Below are 20,196 nucleotides of genomic sequence, written 5' to 3'. Positions count from 1 at the left end.
GGGGAAAATTGTCGGCATAAGGCGGCAATGCGGGCCTCAACCGCCCTGAAGCAGCGCCGCGACCTCTTCCGCTCGCACCAGCCGGGCGAAATCGGCGCCCAGAAGCGACAGGGTCACCCGCAGCACCGTTTCCGCATCGATCCGCCCGCCGTCATGGGCCGGGATGTCGAACCCGATCAGCGCGTCGCCGGGCAGGATGACCTCAAAGCCCAGATCGCTGGCCGCGCGGGTCGACGAGGTCACGCAGAAGGCCGCCACCGCCCCCACCAGAACAATCCGCCCGATGCCTTGCCGTCTCAGCGCGGCATCGAGGCCCGTTCCGGCGAAAGCCGATGAACCGGTCTTCCAGAAGACCGGCTCGCCGTCCTGCGGACGGGCACAGCCCATCGGCGCGCCGCCGGGCCGGTCACGGCGAAAGGGCGAAGCAGGGTCGGGATCGTCATGCAGGACGTGAAAGACCGGCAGCCCGCGCGCCCGGAACAGCGCCAGCAGGGCAGCGACATGGGCTTCCGCTTGCGGATTGGCCCGCTGCCGCCCGGCGCGCGTCCGTTCGGCCATGCCCTCCTGCATGTCGATCACCACAAGAGCGGTCACCTGCCCCGCCATCAGGCCGCGCCCATATAGTCGCGCTTGCCCAGCTCCACCCCGTTATGGCGCAGGATCGCATAGGCCGTGGTCAGGTGGAAATGGAACTGCGGCAGCGAGTAGAAATCCAGGAAATCCTCGCCGGTCAGCGTGCGATCCGCGCCGCCAATCTTGATCGTGATGCCGCGCGCCTCGGCCCCGTCATAGGCGGGGGCATCGAAGCCTGCCATATAGTCGCGCGCCGCCGCGATCCTCGCTTGCAACTCGCCAAAGCTGGTCTCGGTATCGGGAAAGCTCTTCGGCATCTCGCCCGCCAGCCGCGCGGCCCCGCGTGCCGCGAAATCGCAGGCCAGCTGCACCTGCTTCACCAGAGGGAACATGTCGGGGAAGAGCCGATCCTGCAACAGCGCCTCGGGCTTGATCCCGCGCGCGGCGCAATGCGCCTCGGCCTTCCCCAGAATGGCGGCCAAGGCGCCAAGGAAACGGTCATATACGGCAACGGACCGACGATGCATCGCGCTCTCTCCTTCGGCCCTCCCTGGGCCATTCGGACGCAAGCCTTCGCGCCCGACCGGGGGAAGGTCAATCCCCGAACCGATGGCCTTTCGGTGCCCCACCCGCCGCCGCCAGCTCCACTCCTCCGCGATCGCCCGCCCTGTCCCCGTCTTCCGATCTTCGTCCCCCGCAGGACCCGGCCCACCCGCCGACCCGCGGCGGTCCAGGGCTTGCCGCCCGCCCCCGGCGGCCAATAGTGTCGGGTGCGACAGGAGGCCCCAATGCCACAGACCATCCCCCCGCAGACGACCCCAAACCCCGATCTGACCACGGGTGCCGATCGCCGCCCGCGCTGGAATTCAGCCCCCCATCGCCGCCACGGCTTTCACAACCTGCATCTTCTCACCCGCCACACCCACAACCATCGTGCCGCCCGCGTTCTTGACCTGCGCCTCGCCGCCGACCTGGCGATCCCCGCCCGCGAGGATGTGGCCCGCCTGACCCGCAGCCCCTGGTTCTCGGCCATGGCGGTGATCCAGGGCAATCGCCTGCTGTATGAGGCCTATGCCCCCGATTTCGGCCCCGACCGGCCCCATTCCATCATGTCGATCTCGAAGATGAGCCTGAACCTGATCCTGGGCAGGCTCTGGGAGGAAGGCCGTCTCGACCTTTCCCGCCCGGTGGCCGAGCTTCTGCCCTGGATCGGCCCCGGCTATGCGGCCGCCACGCTGGCCGATGTGGCGCATATGAACGTCCACAATGCCTATGACGAAGATTACCATCAGCCCGATTGCATGGCCTTTCTTCATGAGCCCGCGATGGGCCTCCGCCTGCCCAATGGGCCGGAACCCCTGAACCGCGACTTCCTGGCGACGATCGGCCTTGCCACCGGCAGCAGCGACATTCGCAATCCCGGCCCGACCTGCCTGTACAAAAGCGCCAATACCGATGTCCTCGCCTGCGTGGCCGAGGTGGCGGGCGGTCGGCCGCTGTCGCTGTGGATCGCCGATCTGGCCGATGCCGCCGGGGTCGAGGGTGCGCTGCATGTCGGGACCGACCGCTCGGGCTTCCCCGCGCTGAATGGCGGGATCTGCCTCACCGCCCGCGACCTGTGCCGCTACGGCGCGCTTTTCGCCCGCATGGGCGCAGGCGTCGATGGCCAGCCCTTCGGCAGCGCGGGCTTCATCGCGGAAACCCTGCGCTCGGGCGTGCCCATGCCCGCGCCCCGCAGCCATCTGCGCTACAGCTTCCAGACCAATACCGATGGCGCCTGGCTTGGCCATGGCGGCTATGGCGGGCAATATCTGGTGGCAAATCCAAAGACCGGCCGCGTCGCCTGCTTCCTCTCGGTCCTGCAGGATGAAGACGGATATGACGCGGCCTGGTATCCGCCGATCATCGCCATGCTCGCCGAGATCTGTGCCGCGAATTGACCCGGCAACCCTCCGCAAAACCCGCTTCCCAAACCCGCCACTTTCCGCTAAGGCAGCGCCATGACCACCGGAACCCGCCCCGCGCTGATTTCCCGACGCCGATAAGGCGCATGGTCCGGCACGCCCAGCCGCCAAAGGGCTTCTTCCGTTGACACCCGCCGCGCCCTGCCTTTACGGCTTGGGCTTCCTGCCTGAAGGGGTATCCCATGATTTCTGCCGTCCTGCCGACCTATAACCGTGCGCCCATCGCCTTCGTCTCGGGCCAGGGCTCCTGGCTTCTGGCCGAGGATGGACGACGCTATCTCGATCTCGGCGGCGGAATCGCGGTCAACGCGCTCGGCCATGCCCATCCGGCCCTGGTGCAGACCCTCTCCGACCAGGCCGCGAAACTTTGGCATGTCTCGAACGTCTACCGCATCCCGGAACAGGAAAAGCTGGCCGAACTGCTGGTCGACCGCACCTTTGCCGACACGGTCTTCTTCACCAATTCCGGCACGGAAACCGCCGAACTGGCGATCAAGATGGCGCGCAAGTTCCATTACGAGAATGGCCAGCCCGAACGCATCCAGATCATCGCCTTCGAAGGCGCCTTCCATGGCCGCTCGACCGGCGCCATCGCGGCGGCGGGCTCGGAAAAGATGGTCAAGGGCTATGGCCCGCTGATGCCCGGCTTCACCCAGCTGAAATGGGGCGACCATGACGCGATCCGCGCCGCGATCACCGACCAGACCTGCGCCGTCATCATCGAACCGGTGCAGGGCGAAGGCGGCATCCGCCCGGTCCCCGACCAATGCCTCAAGGGTCTGCGCGACCTCTGCGACGCAACCGGCACGCTGCTGATCTTCGACGAGGTGCAATGCGGCATGGGCCGCACCGGCCGGCTTTTCGCCCATGAATGGGCTGGGATCACCCCCGATATCATGATGGTGGCCAAGGGCATCGGCGGCGGCTTCCCTCTGGGCGCGCTTCTGGCCACCGAACGCGCCGCCACGGGCATGACCGCAGGCAGCCATGGCTCGACCTATGGCGGCAATCCCCTGGGCTGCGCCGTGGGGGCCAAGGTGGTGGAACTGGTCTCCGATCCCGCCTTCCTGGCCGAGGTGAACCGCAAGGCCGCGCTCTTCCGCCAGGGGCTCGAGGCGCTGGTCGCCGCCCATCCGCAGGTCTTCGAAGCCGTGCGCGGCGAGGGGCTGATGCTGGGCCTGAAATGCCGGGCGCTGAACACCGATGTGGTCAAGGCGGGCTATGACGCCGGCGTCCTCACCGTCGGCGCCGCCGACAATGTCGTCCGCCTGCTGCCCGCGCTCAACATTCCCGACGCGGATATTGCCGAGGCGCTCACCCGCCTCGACCTGGCCGCCTCCGCCACCCCGAAAGCCGCCTGACCTTCTTCTGTTTCCAAATATCCCGGGGGGTTCGGGGGGCTGGCCCCCCGACACCCGGCTACAAAGAAAAACCGATGCAAAGCTTTCTCGATATCCACAAGACCGACCCCGCCGCCCTTCGGGGCATGATCGATACCGCGCTGGCGATGAAGACCGCCCGCAATGGCCGCCCCAAGGGCGCGCCGGATGATGACCGCCCGCTCGAGGGCCGCATGGTCGCGCTGATCTTCGAAAAACCCTCGACCCGCACCCGCGTCTCCTTCGATGTGGGCGTGCGGCAGATGGGCGGCCAGACCATGGTCCTGTCGGGCAAGGAGATGCAGCTCGGCCATGGCGAGACCATTGCCGACACCGCCCGCGTGTTGTCGCGCTATGTCGACCTGATCATGATCCGCACCTTCGAAGAAGCGACGCTGCTGGAAATGGCGGAACATGCCACCGTCCCCGTCATCAACGGGCTGACCAACCGCACCCATCCCTGCCAGATCATGGCCGATGTGATGACCTATGAGGAACATCGCGGCCCGATCGCGGGCAAGAAGGTGGTCTGGTGCGGCGACGGCAACAATGTCTGCGCCTCCTTCCTCCATGCCGCGGGTCAGTTCGGTTTCGACTTCACCTTCACCGGGCCGGAAACGCTCGACCCCGAAGACCGTTTCGTCGCTTTCGCGCGCGAGAAGGGCTCGAAGATCACGATCCAGCGCGATCCTTTCACCGCGGTCGAGGGCGCGGATCTGGTGGTGACCGACACCTGGGTCTCGATGCATGATCCAGAAAGCGCCAAGGAACGCCGCCACAACCAGCTGCGCCCCTATCAGGTCAACGAACAGCTGATGAGCCGCGCCAAGCCCGACAGCCTGTTCATGCATTGCCTGCCCGCGCATCGGAACGATGAGGCGACCAGCGCAGTGATGGACGGCCCCCATTCGGTGATCTTCGACGAGGCCGAAAACCGCCTGCACGCTCAGAAGGCCATCCTGCGCTGGTGCCTCGGCGCCTGACGCGCTTTTGCCGATCGGCTTCGCCCCCCTCGCCCAAGGCGATAGGGGCGAAGTCTCCGGCAGGCGGCGCCCCGCCTTCCCATTCCCCGCCAAATCCCGGATGATCGCCGCCGCAGGGCGACGCAGGAGACGACAGGCATGACAGCGCAGGGCGCAAGCCGGGCCATGACCCCCGACAGCATCGCCGCCATGGCAGGCGCGCTGCGCGCCGGCGACCGCCGGGCGCTTGCCCGCGCCATCACCCTGGTCGAAAGTGCGCGGGCCGATCACCGCGCCCAGGCGCTTGCGCTGCTCGACGCGCTGGGCCGCGACCGCCAGGCCCTGCGCCTTGGCCTCTCCGGCACGCCCGGCGTCGGCAAATCCAGCTTCATCGAGGCCATGGGCCTGCGCCTCACCGGCCGGGGCCTGCGCGTGGCGGTCCTTGCGGTCGACCCCTCCTCGGCCCGCTCCGGCGGCTCGATTCTCGGCGATAAGACCCGGATGGAGCAATTGTCGCGCGATCCGAACGCCTTCATCCGCCCCTCGCCCAGCCAGGCCCAGATGGGTGGCGTGGCGCGCCGCACGCGCGAGGCGGTGGCGCTGTGCGAGGCGGCGGGCTTCGACGTGGTGCTGATCGAGACGGTAGGCGTCGGCCAGTCGGAAACCATGGTGGCCGAGATGGCCGACCTTTTCGTCCTTCTCATGGCGCCTGCGGGCGGCGATGAATTGCAGGGCGTCAAGCGCGGCATCATGGAAATGGCCGACCTGATCCTGGTCAACAAGGCCGATGGCGAATTGCTCCACACCGCCACCCGCACCCAGGCCGATTACGCGGGCGCGCTGCGCCTGCTGCGCCGCCGCCTGCAGGACCCCGACGGCTTCCCCAAGGCGCTGACCGTTTCGGCCGCGACCGGGGCCGGGCTGGACGCTGCCTGGGCCGAGATCGAGGCGCTGGCAAAATGGCGCCGCGAGAGCGGCCACTGGGACAAGACCCGCGCCGCCCAGGCCGCCCATTGGTTCACCCAGGAGGTCCGCCAGGGCCTTCTCGCTGTCCTTGACCGCGACCCCGCCCGCAGCGCCATGGCGGCCCTGGCCGCCGATGTGGCGCAGGGCAGCCGCAGCCCCGAAGCCGCCGCCGCCGAGATGCTCGCCCGCCTCACAAAGGGCTGAGCGTCCCTGGCAGCGACGACCCGCAGCGCCGGAGCCCGGACCTCTGCCAGCCCCGTCCCCCGGATAGGCAAGCCATGGGATCGCCCCTCCGCCGTCCTGCATCTCCTCGCGCTGTTTTCATCCCTTACGCTGATTTTCGGGAACCGATCCTGCGGCGCGGCGTTGGTCAGCCATACCGCTGCGGCAAACGCAGTGCCGATGAATGCATCCGAGAGGAGCCTGAAAATGCTGAAGAAAACCCTGATCGCTCTTGGCCTGACCACCGCCCTGTCGGGCTTCGCGCTGGCCCAGGACCTGCCGACCGTCAAGTCGCTTGACGTCACGGTCGACATGGCCACCGTGACCAATGAAAAGGCCGCGAAATACTGGGGGGCGCTGCAAGCCGACCTTCAGGGCGCGGTGATGGCAAAGCTGGCCAACCAGGTTGATGAGGAAAAGGGGGCCAAGGTCTCCATCGACATCGACGAAGTGACGCTGGCCGACGGATTCACCGACACGATGGGCATCGAGAATTCGGTCCTGAAGGGCATGGTTCACGAAACCCATGACACCGACAACAGCCGCTTCAATTCCTATGAGCTGACGGTGTCCTATGACCTCGCCGCCCCGATGCTGGGCGAAGGTTTCAACCCGAACGCGTCGGAAGAAGATTCGCGCCGCGCCTATGAGGCCATGATCGACGTCTTCGCCGATCAGGTTGTGAAGAACCTGAAGTAACCGACCGGAAAAGCCGGATGCCGAGCCTCTGTCCCCTGCACAGCGCAAACCTGTTCTGACAGGCCCGCTTGCGCAGCCTCTCTGTGCCCGGCTTTTCCCATAGGGGCGGACTGTCCCTGCCTCGTCAGTCCGCCCCGCCCCCTTCCCTCCCGCGCTGCGCGCCCAATTGTCCCGTGACCGGTCCGCAGCCATTGCCGTCGCCGCCCCTTGTCTCGCGCCTTCCGGTCTTGCCTGTCCCATTTTTCGGACACCGCGCCTTCTCGACCAGAGGCGCCGCTCATGCCTGCAACCGGCTCACTCCGGCTGCGGGCATTTTCATTGGGGCGCCCCGGCCTGCCCTCTGCCCCAGCCAGCGCCTTGCCTTCCGCCTTTCCTGCCGTCAAAACGGCGTCTGGCGCTTGACGCCGCCCGGCTTTGCCACTACACGCCCGCAATCGAATTCGGGCATGGGGGATTCCCTTCCCGGGATACCGCCATCGACCACACGACCTGACACACGAAGGATACCGAACATGTCGCGCGTCTGCGAACTGACGGGCAAGGGCCCGATGACCGGCAACATGGTCAGCCACGCCAACAACAAGACCCGTCGCCGCTTCCTGCCGAACCTGAACGAAGTCACCCTGATCTCCGACGTTCTGGGCCGTTCCTTCAGCCTGCGCATCTCGGCGGCGGCGCTGCGCTCGGTCGACCATCGCGGCGGCCTTGACGGCTTCCTGGCCAAGGCCAAGGAAGACGAGCTGTCCTCGAACGCGCTGAAGATCAAGCGCGAGATCGAAAAGGCCCAGGCCGCGGCCTGATCCTTTCCGCGTGACGTTTCGCAAAGGCCCCGCCGGCACTCCGGCGGGGCCTTTCGCGCTGCCCGCCCGCGGCACGCGACCGATTGGCCCCTTCCGCCCCGGCCCGCCGCAGGTTAGAACTCCGGCCATGCGGACCCGCCTGCGCTCTCTCGCCTCGCTTGCCCTTGCGCTGATTCTCGCGCTGACCTCGGTGCATTGGGCGCTGGGCCGGGCCGAGGCCGCCGGTGCGCAGGATCTGGTGATCTGCGCCGATGGCTCGATCACCACCATCACCCTTGGCGCCGATGGCAAGCCGGTCGCCCGCCACCATGCCTGCCCCGATTGCGTTCTGGGCGGGATGGCGCTGGGCAGCGCCCTGCAAGCCGGTGTCGCGCCGCCCCAGGCCCGCGCCCGCCGCGCCAGCCTGCCCCGTCCCAGGCCCCGCCGCCAGCGCCGCCCCATCGCGGCCCGCGCCCGCGCGCCGCCTGCGGCCTCTGCCTGACCCAAGCAGAACCTCAGACCGCAAACCCTGTTCCGAAAGGAGGCCCGACATGCCGTCGCGCCGTTTTCTCCTCATCGCCACTCTGGCGTCCCTCGCCCTGCCGCTTGCCGCGCCCCTGACCGCGCTGGCCCAGAACCACCCCGAGCAATTCCACGTCCATGACGCCTATGCCCGCAGCAATGGCGGCGCGGGCGGCTCGGGCGCGGTCTTCTTCATGCTGCACAACAATGGCAGCAGCGACGACACGCTGATCGGCGCGCAGACCGATCTCGCCGCCAAGGCCGAGTTGCACAGCCACACCATGACCGCCGATGGCGTGATGCAGATGGGCGAGATCGAGGGCGGCGTCCCGCTCGCCGCAGGCGAGATGCATGAATTCGTCCGGGGCGGCGACCATGTCATGCTGATGGGCCTGACCCGCAAACTGGAAGAGGGCGAACAATTCCCGCTCACCCTGATCTTCGCCTCCGGCACCGAACTGGTGATCGACGTCACTGTCGACAACAAGCGCAAGCCCGGCGAGGCCGCCATGGGCGATGGCCAGGGCGAGATGAAGATGGACCATGGCAGCATGGATCACGGCTCGGGCGGCTGAGCCGCGCCAGCCCCCCTTGCCTCTCTCCTTGCCCTCTGCCTAGCGTGACGGCAAGGAGACACCATGCCAGATACCCCGCCCAGCCCCCGCACCCGCCTGCGCCGGATGCACGAGAAAGCCGCCTATGACCGCGCCACGATCCATGCGGTCCTCGACGCCATGCCGCTGGCCCATATCGGCCATCTGGTGCAGGGCGCGCCGGTCGTCACCCCCACCCTGCAATGGCGCGTGGACGAGCGCGTCTACTGGCACGGATCCTCGGCCAGCCGCATGATCAAGGCAGCGCTGGCAGGCCCGGTCTGTCTGACGGTCAGCATCGTCGATGCCATGGTGCTGGCGCGCTCGGGCCTGGAGCATTCGGTCAATTACCGCGCCGTCATGGCCTTTGGCCAGCCGCAGGCCCTGACGGACCCGGCCGAGAAGGAAAGCGCCCTCAAGGCGATGATGGAGCAGCTTTTCCCCGGCCGCTGGCAGGAATTGCGCCCGATCACCGCGCAGGAGCTGAAGGCCACCGCCGTGCTGTCGCTGCCGCTCTCCGAGGCCAGCGCCAAGATCGACGACGGTCCCCCCGCCGACCCGGCCGAGGATATCGCCCATCCGGTCTGGGCGGGCACCCTGCCGCTTGCCACCACACCCGGCACCCCGCGCCCTGCACCTGATCTGGCGGCGGCGCTGGCCGCCGATCCACCGCCCTATCTCACCGCCTTCCGCTGGGGATGACCGTGACCGAACCGCGTATCCTGTTCGTCTGCCTGGGAAATATCTGCCGCTCGCCCACCGCCGAGGCGGTATTTCGCAAGCTGGCGGCAGAGGCGGCGCTGGCGGCGCTGGCCGACAGCGCCGGCACAGGTGGCTGGCACGCGGGCGAGGCCCCGCATCCGCCGATGATCCGCGCCGCCGCAAGCCGGGGCTATGACCTGACATCCCTGCGCGCCCGCCAGGTCACGCGCGCCGATTTCACCCGCTTCGACCTGATCCTTGCCATGGACGGCAAGAACCTGTCAGACCTTCGCGCCATGGCGCCCGCCGATGGCACGGCCCGGCTTGAGCTGTTCCTCAGCCACGCGCCCGACTGCGGCCTGCGCGACGTGCCGGACCCTTGGTATACGGAAGATTTCGACCAGACCCTCGATCTGGCCGAGGCCGCCTGTCACGGCCTGGTCGCCCGCCTGCTGGCGGCGCGCTGATGGAAGGCGCGTCCGGGGGCTCTGCCCCCCGGCCTGCGGCCTCCCCCCGGGATATTTGCGAACAGAAGAAAGGGCGAGGCCGGGTCCGCCTTTCACCTCAGCCCGCGCAATAGGCCTCGGCCATCGACCCAAAGTTCTTGTAGCGCTCCCAGAAGGCGTCATCGGCGGCGGATTGCGACACCCAGACCTTATGCGCCATGTCGGGATTGCTGAAGAACTTGGCGGCGCGGCGCTGGTCGGACCCGCTCAGCACCATGTCGGCGACCTGCTGGATGCAGCCGCAGAGCGCACGGTTCGCCGCATCGCGGCCCGAGCGCATGCAGGCATTGTCGATCGGCCCCGCGCTGGCCGCCGAAGCCCCAAACGCCGCAAAACCGGCGGCGAAAGCCGCTGTCAGGAAAATGTGCTTCATCATCTGCCTCATCGCCGGGCAAGGGTCGCGTCCCACACGGACCTGCGCCGTCCCGGTCATTTTTCTGGGCATGAGTGTGCCGAAAGCCAGCGATTTTTTCAATGCTGCAGCGCGGCTGCGCCAAGCCTTGCCGACCGGCGCAAAAACTTGCGGGCGTGGCCCGGCCTGCCCCCCATATCTCGCGGCATCCCGCCCGCAAACCCGGCAGGCCGCTGCGCCGTTGCGGGCGGCAGGGCACGGGCACGGGCCGAATCATTCCCGCCCCTCACGCCCCCTTCCCGGCCCCTGTTTCTTTGGCTATATGCGCGGCCATGACCGACCTGTCCCTCATCCGCAATTTCTCGATCGTGGCCCATATCGACCACGGCAAATCCACCCTGGCCGACCGGCTGATCCAGTCGACGGGCACGGTCGCCGACCGCGACATGAAGGCCCAGCTTCTGGACAGCATGGAGATCGAGCGCGAGCGCGGCATCACCATCAAGGCCAACACCGTGCGGATCGACTATCCGGCCAAGGACGGCAAGACCTATGTCCTGAACCTGATCGACACGCCCGGCCATGTCGACTTCGCCTATGAAGTCAGCCGGTCCATGCGCGCGGTCGAAGGCTCGCTTCTGGTCGTCGATGCCTCGCAGGGGGTGGAGGCCCAGACCCTCGCCAATGTCTACCAGGCGCTCGATGCCGGGCATGAGATCGTGCCGGTGCTGAACAAGATCGACCTGCCCGCCGCCGATCCCGACCGGGTCAAGGCGAATATCGAGGATGTCATCGGTCTGGATGCCAGCGACGCGATCCCGATCTCGGCCAAGACCGGCCTCGGCATCCCCGATGTGCTGGAAGCCATCGTCCACCGCCTGCCCGCCCCCAAGGGCGACCGCGACGCGCCCCTCAAGGCCATGCTGGTCGACAGCTGGTATGACCCCTATCTCGGCGTCGTCGTGATGATCCGCGTCATGGATGGCGTCATCCGCAAGGGCGACCAGATCAAGATGATGCAGACCGGCGCCAAATACGGCATCGACCGCCTGGCCGTGCTGCGCCCGCAGATGGTCGACTGGCCCGAACTTGGCCCGGGCGAGATCGGCGTCTTCACCGCCTCGATCAAGCAGGTCCGCGACACCCGCGTCGGCGACACGATCACGCATGAGAAGAAACCCACCGCCACCGCCCTGCCCGGCTTCAAGCCCGCCCAGCCCGTGGTGTTCTGCGGCCTCTTCCCGGTCGATGCGAACGACTTCGAAACCCTGCGCGACGCGATCGAGAAACTGGCGCTGAACGATGCCAGCTTCTCGTCGGAAATGGAAACCTCCGCCGCCCTCGGCTTCGGCTTCCGCTGCGGCTTCCTGGGCCTCTTGCATCTCGAGGTCATCCGCGAACGTCTCGAACGCGAATTCGATCTCGATCTGATCACCACCGCCCCTTCGGTCGTCTATCACCTGCATATGAAGGACGGCACGGTCAAGGAATTGCACAACCCGGCCGACATGCCGGATGTGACCCTGATCGACCATATCGAGGAGCCGCGGATCAAGGCCACGATCATGGTGCCCGACGAATATCTGGGCGACATCCTGAAACTCTGCCAGGACCGCCGTGGCATCCAGCTCAACCTCACCTATGCCGGCCCGCGCGCCATGGTGGAATATGACCTGCCGCTCAACGAAGTGGTGTTCGATTTCTACGACCGGCTGAAATCGGTCACCAAGGGCTATGCCTCCTTCGACTACCAGATCAGCGAATATCGCGAGGACAATCTGGTCAAGATGTCGATCCTGGTGAATGCCGAGCCGGTCGATGCCCTGTCCATGCTGGTCCACCGCGACCGCGCCGAGGCGCGCGGCCGGATGATGTGCGAGAAGCTGAAGGAACTGATCCCCCGCCACATGTTCCAGATCCCGATCCAGGCGGCGATTGGGGCGAAAGTGATTGCCCGCGAGACGATTTCCGCGATGCGCAAGGACGTGACGGCGAAATGCTATGGCGGCGACGCCACGCGGAAGCGCAAGCTTCTGGACAAGCAGAAAGAGGGCAAGAAGCGGATGCGCCAGTTCGGGAAGGTCGAGATCCCGCAGACGGCGTTTATCAGCGCGCTGAAGATGGATGGGTGACTAAGATTTGATCTATCTGGAGCGTGCGCTGCATTTAAGTTCGGTCGTTGAGTTTGCTCGTTGGAGCATCGCAACGGGTCTTTCGAACAGCTTGCAGATCGGACGCATGAGATTCGAGGATGCGCAAGACTTTCACGTCCTCCGGGCACTCCATGATCGCTGTTTATCGTTGTCGAAATCAATTCTTATCCTGATTGAAGAAGATCATCCTTCCGACGTACAAATTCTTGAGCGATCCTTGATAGAGGCGACAGTTAAGTTTCTATATATTACTGGCGGTGAGCTTGATGTGATCGAGAGGCTCCACGAATTTTCCACGACACTTTCTGATATTCAGGTAGGGGAGGACTTTCAAGATATTGACCGCATGGCGAATTTGATGAGGAGTGTACTTGAAGTAGTGAAGCCTGGAAAAATTAGGGTAGGTCGCGAAATATATGATTTTGATGGCTTCTCTGGTTACTTTGAAAACCATGCCCGCCTCGAAACCATCGCAAGCAGAGCGAAGAAACTAGATCGTAAGTTTGTAAAGGGCGTCAAGTCCCGATGGAATATATATGAACTAGTAACATCGGCCTTTAGCGGATTTCCTCCTGTTTTTGCTGCAGAGTACTTGAACCGGTATATGCTCGGATCAAATTTGACTCATGCTAGTATGCCCGGCTTAGATATGGCTGCAGTGGAAGGGGCGCTCTCTCCTGTATCTCCACAAGAGCGATTGAAATATATTTATTCGATCATCGACCTGACACTATTTCACAACTGCTTGAGATCTTTCCTTTTTTCATCCCATGTGAAGATTGAAGTATTCCCGTCCGTGCTTAACAGGAATCTGTTTATCGAAGAGGTCTCAGAACTACTCCATCAGCTCCCCTATACGAATTTCTTTATTCGAGCACTTCTTCATCGGGCATAGTTAAAGTTCGCCTTTGCACGCATTCTTAAGATCTACCAATACACTTCCCCCCTCGGCGCGACCCGTACCACCAGCACCACCAGCCGGTCTCCCTCGATCTGGTAGATCACCCGCCAGGTGCCGACCCTGATCCGCCACTCGCCGTCGCGGCCTTCCAGCTTGCGGCAGCCCGGCGGGCGCGGGTCATCGGCCAGCGCGTGGATCGCCGCGCGGATGCGCCGGGCCAGTCGCATATCGGTGATGGCATCGAAATCCTTCTTGCCGTGCCGGTCGAATTCAATCGTCCAGCGGGTCATTCGGCGGCGTCACCCTTGGCCAGATCGGCAAAGACCTCTTCCGCAGAATAACGTTCCTCGGGGTCATAGTCCGGGGCGGATTCAATCTCGGCGATCCTCTTGCGCCAGAAGGCGTCTTCGGCGCTTTCCATGAAGGACAGGTCCTCCATCGTAACAATCGCCGCGACCGGGCGTCCATGCCGGGTGATCGTCACCTGTTCATGGCCATGCTCGACCTGCCCCAGCAATTCCGCCAGCCGCTCGCGCGCTTCCGATACGGTTACCTCGATCATCGTCGCCTCTTTTGTACAAAATTTACAATCCTTATAATACTCCCAAATCGTACAAAAATCAACATGACTCGGGGTTCCCGCTACCTTACCCTTTGCCCCGGCTCCGTATCCTCCGGCAGCCCGTCCTCGGCATATCTTGCCTGCAACATCTCCTGCATCTTCGCCCGCGCCAGCCCGGTATCCCCGCGCCAGCCCTGCGGGTCCGCCCCCGTAAGCCCCGGCTTCGGTCCGGCATGGTGCACTTCGCGGGTGCGCCAGTGGTCCAGCGTCTCGGCCCCGCGCAACAACCCCGTCAGCCGCGCATACATATAGCTGCGCAGCACGTCGGCGATGCGCGCGCCATAGCCCGGCCCCATCTGGCGGAAGAACTTCAGCACATCGGCCTCCAGCCGCAGGTTCACCTTTTCCAGCTTCGGCACCGGCGGCCGTTTCGCGATCTCGTGCCATTCCTCGGGGATGCGCCCGGTCAGTTCGATCGTGTCGTGCAGGTCCCATTCCAGACGGGCCATGACCTCATGCAGATAGGCGGTCATCTCGCGGGTCTTGGCGGATTGGTGGCGGAGCGCGGGCATGGTCGGCCTCCCTTGCGGCTTCGGGGCTGCGGTCAAGCCTGGTGCAAATAGGTTAACCGGCCCGGTTGGGCGCGCGCGGTGCGGAAGACCTTCGGAAGACCTTTGGAAGACGCCTGCAAGACCACTGGAAACAGCCCGTTTCACCCCTGCCGGGAATTGCCACAAAGTTGCTCGAATTTTGCCCCCGTTGCCGGGTTAACCATGTCGCAGGAGCGCCCCATCCGCGGAAGGGACGGTCCGGGCCTCGCGCCGTGGCGCGCGACCCTCTGCACAAGTCCTTGCCTTGGAAGCCTTTTCTGGCGGGCCCGCTCTATTGACGTCTCCTGCGGACCCGCCGCCCCTTCCCTGTGGGGCAAAGCCCTGCTAGGCCAAGGCGATGCTGTCCTATCAACATGCCTATCACGCCGGGAACCTGGCCGATCTCCAGAAGCACGCGCTGCTGGCCTGGGTACTCAACTATCTGATTCAAAAAGATAAACCCCTCACCTACATCGAAACCCATGCCGGTCGCGGCCTGTATCGGCTGACCGGCGAAGAGGCGCAGAAAACCGGCGAGGCCGCCCAGGGAATCCTGCGTCACCAGAACTGGTTCCCCCCCGATCACCCCTATGCCCAGCGCCTGGCCGAGACGCGCAGCATGCACGGCCCCGATGCCTATCCCGGCTCGCCCCTGATCGCCGCGCAGGGCCTGCGCGACATCGACAGCCTGCACCTGGCGGAACTGCATCCGCAGGAAAATAGCGCTCTGATTCAGTCACTTGACGGCTGGGGCGCCCATATCCACAAGCGCGACGGGTTCGAGTTGGCCGTGGCGATGACCCCGCCGACACCCCGGCGCGGGCTCCTGCTCTGCGACCCCTCCTATGAGGTGAAAGAGGATTACGACCGCATTCCAAAAGTCTTCGCCGCCATCGCCCGCAAGTGGAATGTCGGCATCCTTGCGCTCTGGTATCCGATCCTGCGCGGCGGCCCGCATGGCCCGATGCTGGCCGCCCTCAAGGCCCAGCACCAAGACCATCTGAGCCACGAAGTCCGCTTTCCCCCCGCCCGCGAAGGACACCGGATGGAGGGCTCGGGGATGTTCTTCGTCAACCCGCCCTATGGCTTGGCCGAGGAGGCCGCCCGTCTGTCCGCGCGTTACAAGGCCTTGAAATGATGGACACTCTTCCCTTTCACACACTGGATGTCTTCACCGACCGGCCCTTTGCCGGCAATCCGCTGGCCGTGGTGCTCGAGGCGGGGGGTCTGACCACCGCGCAGATGCAGACCATCGCCCGAGAATTTAACCTGTCCGAAACGATCTTCGTTCAGCCTCCTGCCAATCCCGCCCATACCGCCCGCGTCCGCATCTTCTTTCCCACCGCCGAGATTCCTTTTGCCGGCCACCCGACCATCGGCTGCGCGATCCATTTGGCCGAGGCCGCGCATGAGGGCGATTTCGACACGGTGATCACGCTTGAGGAAGAAGCCGGGCTCGTCCCCGTCACCGTGCGCCGACAAGGCCTTGAGATCACGGCCGAACTGACCGCGCCTGTCCTGCCCTCTCCGCAGGACGAATGCCCCGACACGGCCCTTGTCGCAGCCGCCCTGGGCCTTGATCCGGCGGAGATCGGCCCGCATCAGCCTGCGGTCTGCCAAGGCGGTCCGGCCTTCCTTTATGCCCCCATTGCCTCGCTTGCGGCGCTGGCCCGGGCGCAACCGCAAGAACCCGCCTGGTCGCGGCTGATGGAGAAGGCTGGGGTCGACAGCGCCTATCTCTACACCTCGACGCCCGGCGCCGGTCAGGACCTCCGCGCCCGCATGTTCAGCCCGACGGCAGGTATCCCGGAAGACCCGGCCACTGGCTCGGCCACGGCGATCCTGGCCGCCCAGCTTTTGCAAAACGCCGCCCTGCCGGAAGGCATCACCACGCTAAGCGTCATGCAGGGCGTGGAAATGGGCCGTCCCTCGCGCCTGCGCCTGACCATCGACCTTAGGGCGGGAAGGCTGCATTCCGTGCGCATCGCGGGAACGGCGGTTGCCGTGTCACAAGGCCGTATCCGCCTGCCCTGAGCACTGGCGCCACGCCCCGGCAATGCCTATCGTCACAGCATGATCGACACCTTGCTTCGCCGCCTTCTGGCCCCCCAGCCGCCGCGTCTTCCCGATCCCGATGCGCGGCTTGCGCTTGCGGCGCTTCTGGTGCGCGTGGCCCGCACCGATGGCCTCTATTCCGAGGCCGAGATCGCCCGTATCGATCGGGTGCTGATGGCGCGCTACAGCCTGGGTCCCTTTGAGGTGACGCGGCTGCGCGCCGAGGCCGAGGCGCTTGAGGCCGAGGCCCCGGACACCGTCCGCTTCACCCGCGCGATCAAGGCGGCGACGGCACTGGAGGATCGCGCGGATCTTATCACCGCGCTCTGGTCGGTGGCGCTGGCCGATGGCGGGCGCGATGCCGAGGAAGACCGGCTCTTGCGCCTGGTGGCAAATCTGCTGGGACTGACCGATGTCGAAAACGCTCAGGCGCGGCAAAAGGCAGAGAAAACAAAATGATCGCTTCGCTTGGCATGTATGATGCGGCTGCGCTCCAGGGCGCAAATGACCGGCTCTGGGCCCTGATCCATGACCAGCTCGCCGCCCGCGGCATCGCCGCGCCCCAGACCCTGACGCGCGGGGAAGGCGCCTATTGGCCGGCCTGGCAATCGCCCGATCTGGTCCTGTCGCAGACCTGCGGCTTTCCCTATCGCGCCCGGCTTCATGGCAAGGTCACGCTGATCGGCGCACCGGACCATGGCCTGTCAGGTGTGCCGCGCGGGCATTACCGCTCGGTCATCGTGCTGCGGGCGGATGACCCACGCGAGAGCTTGGCCGAGCTGACCGCCGCGCCCATGGCCTTCAATGACGACCTGTCGCAATCGGGCTGGGCAGCGCCCGCCAATATGGCGGCCGAGATGGGTCTGACCCTCTCGCCCCGGCTGCGCAGCGGCAGCCATCGCGCCTCGGCCGCCGCCGTCGCCGCGGGCCGCGCCGATCTGGCGGCGCTGGATGCGGTGACCTGGGCGATGATGCAGGAGGATGGCGATCCCTCCGTCGCGTCGCTGCGGGTGCTGACCGAAACGCCGCCGACGCCGGGCCTGCCCTTCATCGCCGCTGCGGGCGCCGATGGGCCGGCGATCTTCGCCGCGCTGGATGGCGCAATTGGCGCGCTCGGCGCCGATGATCGCGATGCCCTGCATCTGCGCGGCCTTGTCGCCCTGCCGCCCGAGGCGTGGCTTGCCGTGCCCATTCCACCGCCGCCCGCCCATTTTGGCGCCGCGGACGGGTGAATTGATAGGCAGACCGCGCGTCAACCGGCACAATCGTCGTTGCAAATCCGACAGTTCTGCGGCCTAACTGATGCAACGCGCAGCGAAGCCCGCCAGAAGGCCCCTGCGCATCCAGACAGGAAGACCGGGGGACATGGCCGAAACGCCCGTCATCGAGATACGCGATCTGCACAAGAGTTATGGCCCGCTCGAGGTTCTGAAAGGCGTCGATCTGACCGCGCCGCGCGGCCATGTCGTGTCGCTGATCGGCTCGTCCGGCTCGGGCAAATCCACGCTTCTGCGCTGCTGCAACCTTCTCGAGGACAGCCAGCAGGGCACGATCCGTTTTGAAGGCGAGGATGTGGTCTGGAAAGGCCAGGGCCTGCACCGCCACCCCGCCGACCGCGCCCAGGTCACCCGCATCCGCACCAACCTGTCGATGGTGTTCCAGCAGTTCAACCTGTGGTCTCACCTGACGATCCTGCAAAACGTCATGGAAGCGCCGCTCACCGTGCTGAAACGCGACCCGAAAGAGGTCGAGACCAAGGCGCGGGAATATCTGGCCAAGGTCGGAATCGGCGACAAGGCCGACGCCTGGCCCGCCCAGCTTTCGGGCGGCCAGCAGCAGCGCGCCGCCATTGCCCGCGCGCTGTGCATGGAGCCGCGCGCGCTTCTGTTCGACGAACCGACCTCGGCGCTCGACCCCGAACTGGAGCAGGAAGTGGTCAGGGTCATCAAGGCCCTGGCCGACGAGGGCCGGACCATGCTTCTGGTCACCCATGACATGCGCCTTGCCGCCGATTGTAGTGACCACGTGATCTTCCTGCACAAGGGCAAGATCGAAGAAGAAGGCCCCCCTGCCCGCCTGTTCGGCGCGCCGCAGACCGAACGCCTGCGCGGCTTCCTTTCGGCCACGACGGCAGCATAGGGGGCGCGGGGCTTATGGCCTGTTTCTCCTCGCTTTCCACCCTCGGCGCGGCACTGATCCTCGCGGCGGCGGGCGATCCCTCGACCGCGCCGGGGTCGCAGCCGCTGGTGATCGGCACGGATGACAGCTTTCCGCCCTATGTCCAGCCGCTGCCGCAGGGCGGCTACGAAGGCTATGACATCGACGTGATGACCGAGATCTGCCGCCGCAGCGGCCATGATTGCGAATGGCAGACGGCGGCCTTCGACGAGCTGATCCCCGGCGTCATCTCGGGCCGGTTCGACGCGGCGATCGGCGGCATCGCCATCACGCCGGAACGCCGGGCGCTGGTGGATTTCACCGCGCCCTATGCCGATGCCGACGAGCTGGAATGGTTCGTGGGCCTGCCCGGCGCCCCGCCGCCCGAGGACAGCCTGACCGCCGTGCAATCCGGCACGATCCATGAGGCCTGGCTGCGGGTGCAGGGCCTTGGCTATGAAAGTTTCGCGACCGAGGGCGAGGCCCTGGCCGCCGTGGTCCAGCACCATGCCCAGCTTGCGCTTGGCCCCTTCACCGACCGCCCCGATCTTGAGCCAATGCTCGAAGGCGCGGGCCTCGGCTTTCTTTACCAGGTCGACATCCCCGATGAAGGCACCGGAATCGTGCTGTGCAAGGGATCTGACCTGAAGGATCAATTCGACGCCGCGATCGCCGCCATGCGCGGGGATGGCACGCTTGATCTGTTCGATTCCCGCTGGTTCTAAGCCATGGAGCGCGGCGGGATGCCTAGAAAACAAAAAGCAGACCCAAACCCAGGGAGTCCAAAATGAAGAAACTGCTGCTTGCCACTGCCCTTAGCCTGACGGCCTCGGGCGCTTTTGCCCAGGATGTCGTCCGTCTGGGCACGGAGGGCGCCTACCCGCCCTACAACTTCATCAACGATGCCGGCGAGGTTGCGGGCTTCGAGCGCGAGTTTGGCGACGAGCTGTGCAAGCGCGCCGGACTCACCTGCGAATGGGTCACCAATGACTGGGATTCGATCATCCCGAACCTGCAATCGGGCAATTATGACGTGATCATCGCCGGGATGAGCATCACCCCCGAGCGCGAGCAGGTCGTCAGCTTCTCGCAGGGTTACCTGCCGCCCGCCGCTTCGGCCTACCTGGCGCTCTCGAAGGATGCCGATCTGACATCCGGCCCCGTCGCCGCCCAGACCTCGACCATTCAGGCCGCCTTCGTGGCCGAGAATGGCATGACGCTGGTCGAATATGCCACGCCCGAGGAAACCGTCGCTGCGGTGAAGAACGGCGAGGCCGTCGCGGTTCTGGCCGACAAGGATTACCTTGTTCCGATCGCGGCGGAATCGAATGGCGAGATGGTGCTCTTGGACAAGGAAGAGATCATCGGCGGTGGCGTGGGCCTGGCCTTCCGCAAATCGGACGAAGAGCTGAAGGCCAAGTTCGACGCCGCGATCAAGTCGATGAAATGCGACGGCACGCTGGATGCGATGATCGTGAAGCCGGAATATTTCGGCCCCGAAGCCCTGACCTGGGGCGAGAGGGGCAAGGAAGGCTGCTAAGCCGACCCGCCGGGGCGGC

At 65.6% G+C, this 20,196-nt stretch carries 25 protein-coding genes; 19 read left to right on the top strand and 6 right to left on the bottom strand.

Annotated features, from left to right (window positions below; all coding sequences use genetic code 11):
• Positions 1-36: 36 nt before the first annotated feature.
• Together ACED67_RS18580 and ACED67_RS18575 are read right to left on the bottom strand one after the other, a co-directional pair.
• Entirely contained in the window at positions 37-594 is a 558-nt protein-coding gene (locus ACED67_RS18580; protein ID WP_395543215.1) for a cysteine hydrolase family protein, read from the bottom strand.
• 11 nt (positions 595-605) lie between these two features.
• Entirely contained in the window at positions 606-1,100 is a 495-nt protein-coding gene (locus tag ACED67_RS18575; RefSeq protein ID WP_395543214.1) for a DUF1993 domain-containing protein, read from the bottom strand.
• Between the two features lie 261 nt (positions 1,101-1,361).
• Between ACED67_RS18575 and ACED67_RS18570 the strand changes: the two genes are divergently transcribed.
• The 10 genes from ACED67_RS18570 to ACED67_RS18525 all read left to right on the top strand — a co-directional run bounded on the left by ACED67_RS18570 (position 1,362) and on the right by ACED67_RS18525 (position 9,828).
• Positions 1,362-2,513, top strand: a complete 1,152-nt coding sequence (locus tag ACED67_RS18570) for a serine hydrolase domain-containing protein (protein ID WP_395543213.1) — start codon at positions 1,362-1,364, stop codon at positions 2,511-2,513.
• 206 nt (positions 2,514-2,719) lie between these two features.
• Positions 2,720-3,898, top strand: a complete 1,179-nt coding sequence (locus ACED67_RS18565; protein WP_395543212.1) for an aspartate aminotransferase family protein — start codon at positions 2,720-2,722, stop codon at positions 3,896-3,898.
• 74 nt (positions 3,899-3,972) lie between these two features.
• Entirely contained in the window at positions 3,973-4,899 is a 927-nt protein-coding gene (gene argF, locus ACED67_RS18560; RefSeq protein ID WP_395543211.1) for an ornithine carbamoyltransferase, read from the top strand.
• A 165-nt stretch (positions 4,900-5,064) separates the two neighbouring features.
• The gene (gene meaB, locus ACED67_RS18555) at positions 5,065-6,048 is read left to right on the top strand and encodes a methylmalonyl Co-A mutase-associated GTPase MeaB (protein WP_395543295.1); all 984 of its coding nucleotides are present in this window, start codon (positions 5,065-5,067) and stop codon (positions 6,046-6,048) included.
• A 225-nt stretch (positions 6,049-6,273) separates the two neighbouring features.
• A complete protein-coding gene (locus ACED67_RS18550) occupies positions 6,274-6,765 on the top strand; it encodes a hypothetical protein (RefSeq protein ID WP_395543210.1) in 492 nt (163 codons plus the stop codon).
• A 512-nt stretch (positions 6,766-7,277) separates the two neighbouring features.
• Complete coding sequence (rpmB, locus tag ACED67_RS18545) at positions 7,278-7,565, top strand: 50S ribosomal protein L28 (RefSeq protein ID WP_395543209.1); 288 nt, start codon at positions 7,278-7,280, stop codon at positions 7,563-7,565.
• A 127-nt stretch (positions 7,566-7,692) separates the two neighbouring features.
• Positions 7,693-8,046, top strand: a complete 354-nt coding sequence (locus tag ACED67_RS18540) for a hypothetical protein (RefSeq protein WP_395543208.1) — start codon at positions 7,693-7,695, stop codon at positions 8,044-8,046.
• A 49-nt stretch (positions 8,047-8,095) separates the two neighbouring features.
• Positions 8,096-8,641, top strand: a complete 546-nt coding sequence (locus tag ACED67_RS18535) for a copper chaperone PCu(A)C (protein WP_395543207.1) — start codon at positions 8,096-8,098, stop codon at positions 8,639-8,641.
• Positions 8,642-8,704: 63 nt separating this feature from the next.
• A complete protein-coding gene (locus ACED67_RS18530; protein WP_395543206.1) occupies positions 8,705-9,361 on the top strand; it encodes a pyridoxamine 5'-phosphate oxidase family protein in 657 nt (218 codons plus the stop codon).
• A gap of 2 nt (positions 9,362-9,363) precedes the next feature.
• Entirely contained in the window at positions 9,364-9,828 is a 465-nt protein-coding gene (locus ACED67_RS18525) for a low molecular weight protein-tyrosine-phosphatase (RefSeq protein WP_395543205.1), read from the top strand.
• 97 nt (positions 9,829-9,925) lie between these two features.
• Here the strand turns inward: ACED67_RS18525 and ACED67_RS18520 are convergent, their stop codons facing one another.
• Positions 9,926-10,243 (bottom strand): hypothetical protein, encoded by a 318-nt coding sequence (locus tag ACED67_RS18520; RefSeq protein WP_395543204.1) that lies wholly within the window; start codon positions 10,241-10,243, stop codon positions 9,926-9,928.
• A gap of 308 nt (positions 10,244-10,551) precedes the next feature.
• On the opposite strand from ACED67_RS18520, the gene lepA reads away from it, so the two are divergent.
• Together lepA and ACED67_RS18510 are read left to right on the top strand one after the other, a co-directional pair.
• Positions 10,552-12,351: a translation elongation factor 4 gene (gene lepA, locus ACED67_RS18515; RefSeq protein ID WP_395543203.1), complete on the top strand. Its 1,800-nt coding sequence runs from the start codon at positions 10,552-10,554 to the stop codon at positions 12,349-12,351.
• A 7-nt stretch (positions 12,352-12,358) separates the two neighbouring features.
• The gene (locus tag ACED67_RS18510; protein ID WP_395543202.1) at positions 12,359-13,267 is read left to right on the top strand and encodes a DUF5677 domain-containing protein; all 909 of its coding nucleotides are present in this window, start codon (positions 12,359-12,361) and stop codon (positions 13,265-13,267) included.
• 32 nt (positions 13,268-13,299) lie between these two features.
• Here ACED67_RS18510 and ACED67_RS18505 read toward each other — a convergent pair whose 3' ends face one another.
• The 3 genes from ACED67_RS18505 to ACED67_RS18495 form a co-directional block, all read right to left on the bottom strand.
• A complete protein-coding gene (locus tag ACED67_RS18505) occupies positions 13,300-13,563 on the bottom strand; it encodes a type II toxin-antitoxin system RelE family toxin (protein ID WP_395543201.1) in 264 nt (87 codons plus the stop codon).
• Positions 13,560-13,835 carry a type II toxin-antitoxin system Phd/YefM family antitoxin gene (locus tag ACED67_RS18500; protein WP_395543200.1) on the bottom strand — a complete coding sequence of 92 codons (276 nt, stop codon included), beginning with the start codon at positions 13,833-13,835 and terminating at the stop codon, positions 13,560-13,562. Before ACED67_RS18500 ends, ACED67_RS18505 begins: the two co-directional genes overlap by 4 nt.
• An 80-nt stretch (positions 13,836-13,915) precedes the next feature.
• The gene (locus ACED67_RS18495) at positions 13,916-14,407 is read right to left on the bottom strand and encodes a BrnA antitoxin family protein (RefSeq protein ID WP_395543199.1); all 492 of its coding nucleotides are present in this window, start codon (positions 14,405-14,407) and stop codon (positions 13,916-13,918) included.
• A gap of 376 nt (positions 14,408-14,783) precedes the next feature.
• Here ACED67_RS18495 and ACED67_RS18490 point away from each other — a divergent pair, with 376 nt between their 5' ends.
• The 7 genes from ACED67_RS18490 to ACED67_RS18460 all read left to right on the top strand — a co-directional run bounded on the left by ACED67_RS18490 (position 14,784) and on the right by ACED67_RS18460 (position 20,177).
• Positions 14,784-15,563 carry a 23S rRNA (adenine(2030)-N(6))-methyltransferase RlmJ gene (locus tag ACED67_RS18490; protein ID WP_395543198.1) on the top strand — a complete coding sequence of 260 codons (780 nt, stop codon included), beginning with the start codon at positions 14,784-14,786 and terminating at the stop codon, positions 15,561-15,563.
• Positions 15,560-16,459: a PhzF family phenazine biosynthesis protein gene (locus ACED67_RS18485; protein WP_395543197.1), complete on the top strand. Its 900-nt coding sequence runs from the start codon at positions 15,560-15,562 to the stop codon at positions 16,457-16,459. Before ACED67_RS18490 ends, ACED67_RS18485 begins: the two co-directional genes overlap by 4 nt.
• Positions 16,460-16,498: 39 nt before the next feature.
• On the top strand, positions 16,499-16,939 hold the full coding sequence (locus ACED67_RS18480; RefSeq protein ID WP_395543196.1) for a tellurite resistance TerB family protein: 441 nt from the start codon (positions 16,499-16,501) through the stop codon (positions 16,937-16,939).
• Complete coding sequence (locus ACED67_RS18475) at positions 16,936-17,712, top strand: phosphate/phosphite/phosphonate ABC transporter substrate-binding protein (RefSeq protein ID WP_395543195.1); 777 nt, start codon at positions 16,936-16,938, stop codon at positions 17,710-17,712. The genes ACED67_RS18480 and ACED67_RS18475 overlap by 4 nt, the downstream gene beginning before the upstream one ends.
• 133 nt (positions 17,713-17,845) lie before the next feature.
• Positions 17,846-18,619, top strand: coding sequence for an ABC transporter ATP-binding protein (locus ACED67_RS18470; RefSeq protein WP_395543194.1), 774 nt, complete (start codon positions 17,846-17,848; stop codon positions 18,617-18,619).
• A 14-nt stretch (positions 18,620-18,633) separates the two neighbouring features.
• A complete protein-coding gene (locus tag ACED67_RS18465) occupies positions 18,634-19,362 on the top strand; it encodes a substrate-binding periplasmic protein (protein ID WP_395543193.1) in 729 nt (242 codons plus the stop codon).
• Between the two features lie 62 nt (positions 19,363-19,424).
• A complete protein-coding gene (locus ACED67_RS18460) occupies positions 19,425-20,177 on the top strand; it encodes a transporter substrate-binding domain-containing protein (protein ID WP_395543192.1) in 753 nt (250 codons plus the stop codon).
• Positions 20,178-20,196 lie beyond the last annotated feature (19 nt).

The organism is Neotabrizicola paludis (genome assembly GCF_044142105.1).
In the GTDB taxonomy this organism is placed as follows: Bacteria; Pseudomonadota; Alphaproteobacteria; order Rhodobacterales; family Rhodobacteraceae; genus Pseudogemmobacter.
The sequence above is the reverse complement of the archived record's forward strand: the minus strand, read 5'-3'. Positions and strand labels throughout refer to the sequence as shown.

Excerpts from the sequence above, each read along its gene's own strand:
- ACED67_RS18575 (WP_395543214.1), bottom strand. The coding sequence starts at position 1,100 with ATGCATCGTCGGTCCGTTGCCGTATATGACCGTTTCCTTGGCGCCTTG.
- ACED67_RS18570 (WP_395543213.1), top strand. The coding sequence starts at position 1,362 with ATGCCACAGACCATCCCCCCGCAGACGACCCCAAACCCCGATCTGACC.
- ACED67_RS18565 (WP_395543212.1), top strand. The coding sequence starts at position 2,720 with ATGATTTCTGCCGTCCTGCCGACCTATAACCGTGCGCCCATCGCCTTC.
- argF (WP_395543211.1), top strand. The coding sequence starts at position 3,973 with ATGCAAAGCTTTCTCGATATCCACAAGACCGACCCCGCCGCCCTTCGG.
- meaB (WP_395543295.1), top strand. The coding sequence starts at position 5,065 with ATGACCCCCGACAGCATCGCCGCCATGGCAGGCGCGCTGCGCGCCGGC.
- ACED67_RS18550 (WP_395543210.1), top strand. The coding sequence starts at position 6,274 with ATGCTGAAGAAAACCCTGATCGCTCTTGGCCTGACCACCGCCCTGTCG.
- rpmB (WP_395543209.1), top strand. The coding sequence starts at position 7,278 with ATGTCGCGCGTCTGCGAACTGACGGGCAAGGGCCCGATGACCGGCAAC.
- ACED67_RS18540 (WP_395543208.1), top strand. The coding sequence starts at position 7,693 with ATGCGGACCCGCCTGCGCTCTCTCGCCTCGCTTGCCCTTGCGCTGATT.
- ACED67_RS18535 (WP_395543207.1), top strand. The coding sequence starts at position 8,096 with ATGCCGTCGCGCCGTTTTCTCCTCATCGCCACTCTGGCGTCCCTCGCC.
- ACED67_RS18530 (WP_395543206.1), top strand. The coding sequence starts at position 8,705 with ATGCCAGATACCCCGCCCAGCCCCCGCACCCGCCTGCGCCGGATGCAC.
- ACED67_RS18520 (WP_395543204.1), bottom strand. The coding sequence starts at position 10,243 with ATGATGAAGCACATTTTCCTGACAGCGGCTTTCGCCGCCGGTTTTGCG.
- lepA (WP_395543203.1), top strand. The coding sequence starts at position 10,552 with ATGACCGACCTGTCCCTCATCCGCAATTTCTCGATCGTGGCCCATATC.
- ACED67_RS18505 (WP_395543201.1), bottom strand. The coding sequence starts at position 13,563 with ATGACCCGCTGGACGATTGAATTCGACCGGCACGGCAAGAAGGATTTC.
- ACED67_RS18500 (WP_395543200.1), bottom strand. The coding sequence starts at position 13,835 with ATGATCGAGGTAACCGTATCGGAAGCGCGCGAGCGGCTGGCGGAATTG.
- ACED67_RS18495 (WP_395543199.1), bottom strand. The coding sequence starts at position 14,407 with ATGCCCGCGCTCCGCCACCAATCCGCCAAGACCCGCGAGATGACCGCC.
- ACED67_RS18490 (WP_395543198.1), top strand. The coding sequence starts at position 14,784 with ATGCTGTCCTATCAACATGCCTATCACGCCGGGAACCTGGCCGATCTC.
- ACED67_RS18485 (WP_395543197.1), top strand. The coding sequence starts at position 15,560 with ATGATGGACACTCTTCCCTTTCACACACTGGATGTCTTCACCGACCGG.
- ACED67_RS18480 (WP_395543196.1), top strand. The coding sequence starts at position 16,499 with ATGATCGACACCTTGCTTCGCCGCCTTCTGGCCCCCCAGCCGCCGCGT.
- ACED67_RS18475 (WP_395543195.1), top strand. The coding sequence starts at position 16,936 with ATGATCGCTTCGCTTGGCATGTATGATGCGGCTGCGCTCCAGGGCGCA.
- ACED67_RS18470 (WP_395543194.1), top strand. The coding sequence starts at position 17,846 with ATGGCCGAAACGCCCGTCATCGAGATACGCGATCTGCACAAGAGTTAT.
- ACED67_RS18465 (WP_395543193.1), top strand. The coding sequence starts at position 18,634 with ATGGCCTGTTTCTCCTCGCTTTCCACCCTCGGCGCGGCACTGATCCTC.
- ACED67_RS18460 (WP_395543192.1), top strand. The coding sequence starts at position 19,425 with ATGAAGAAACTGCTGCTTGCCACTGCCCTTAGCCTGACGGCCTCGGGC.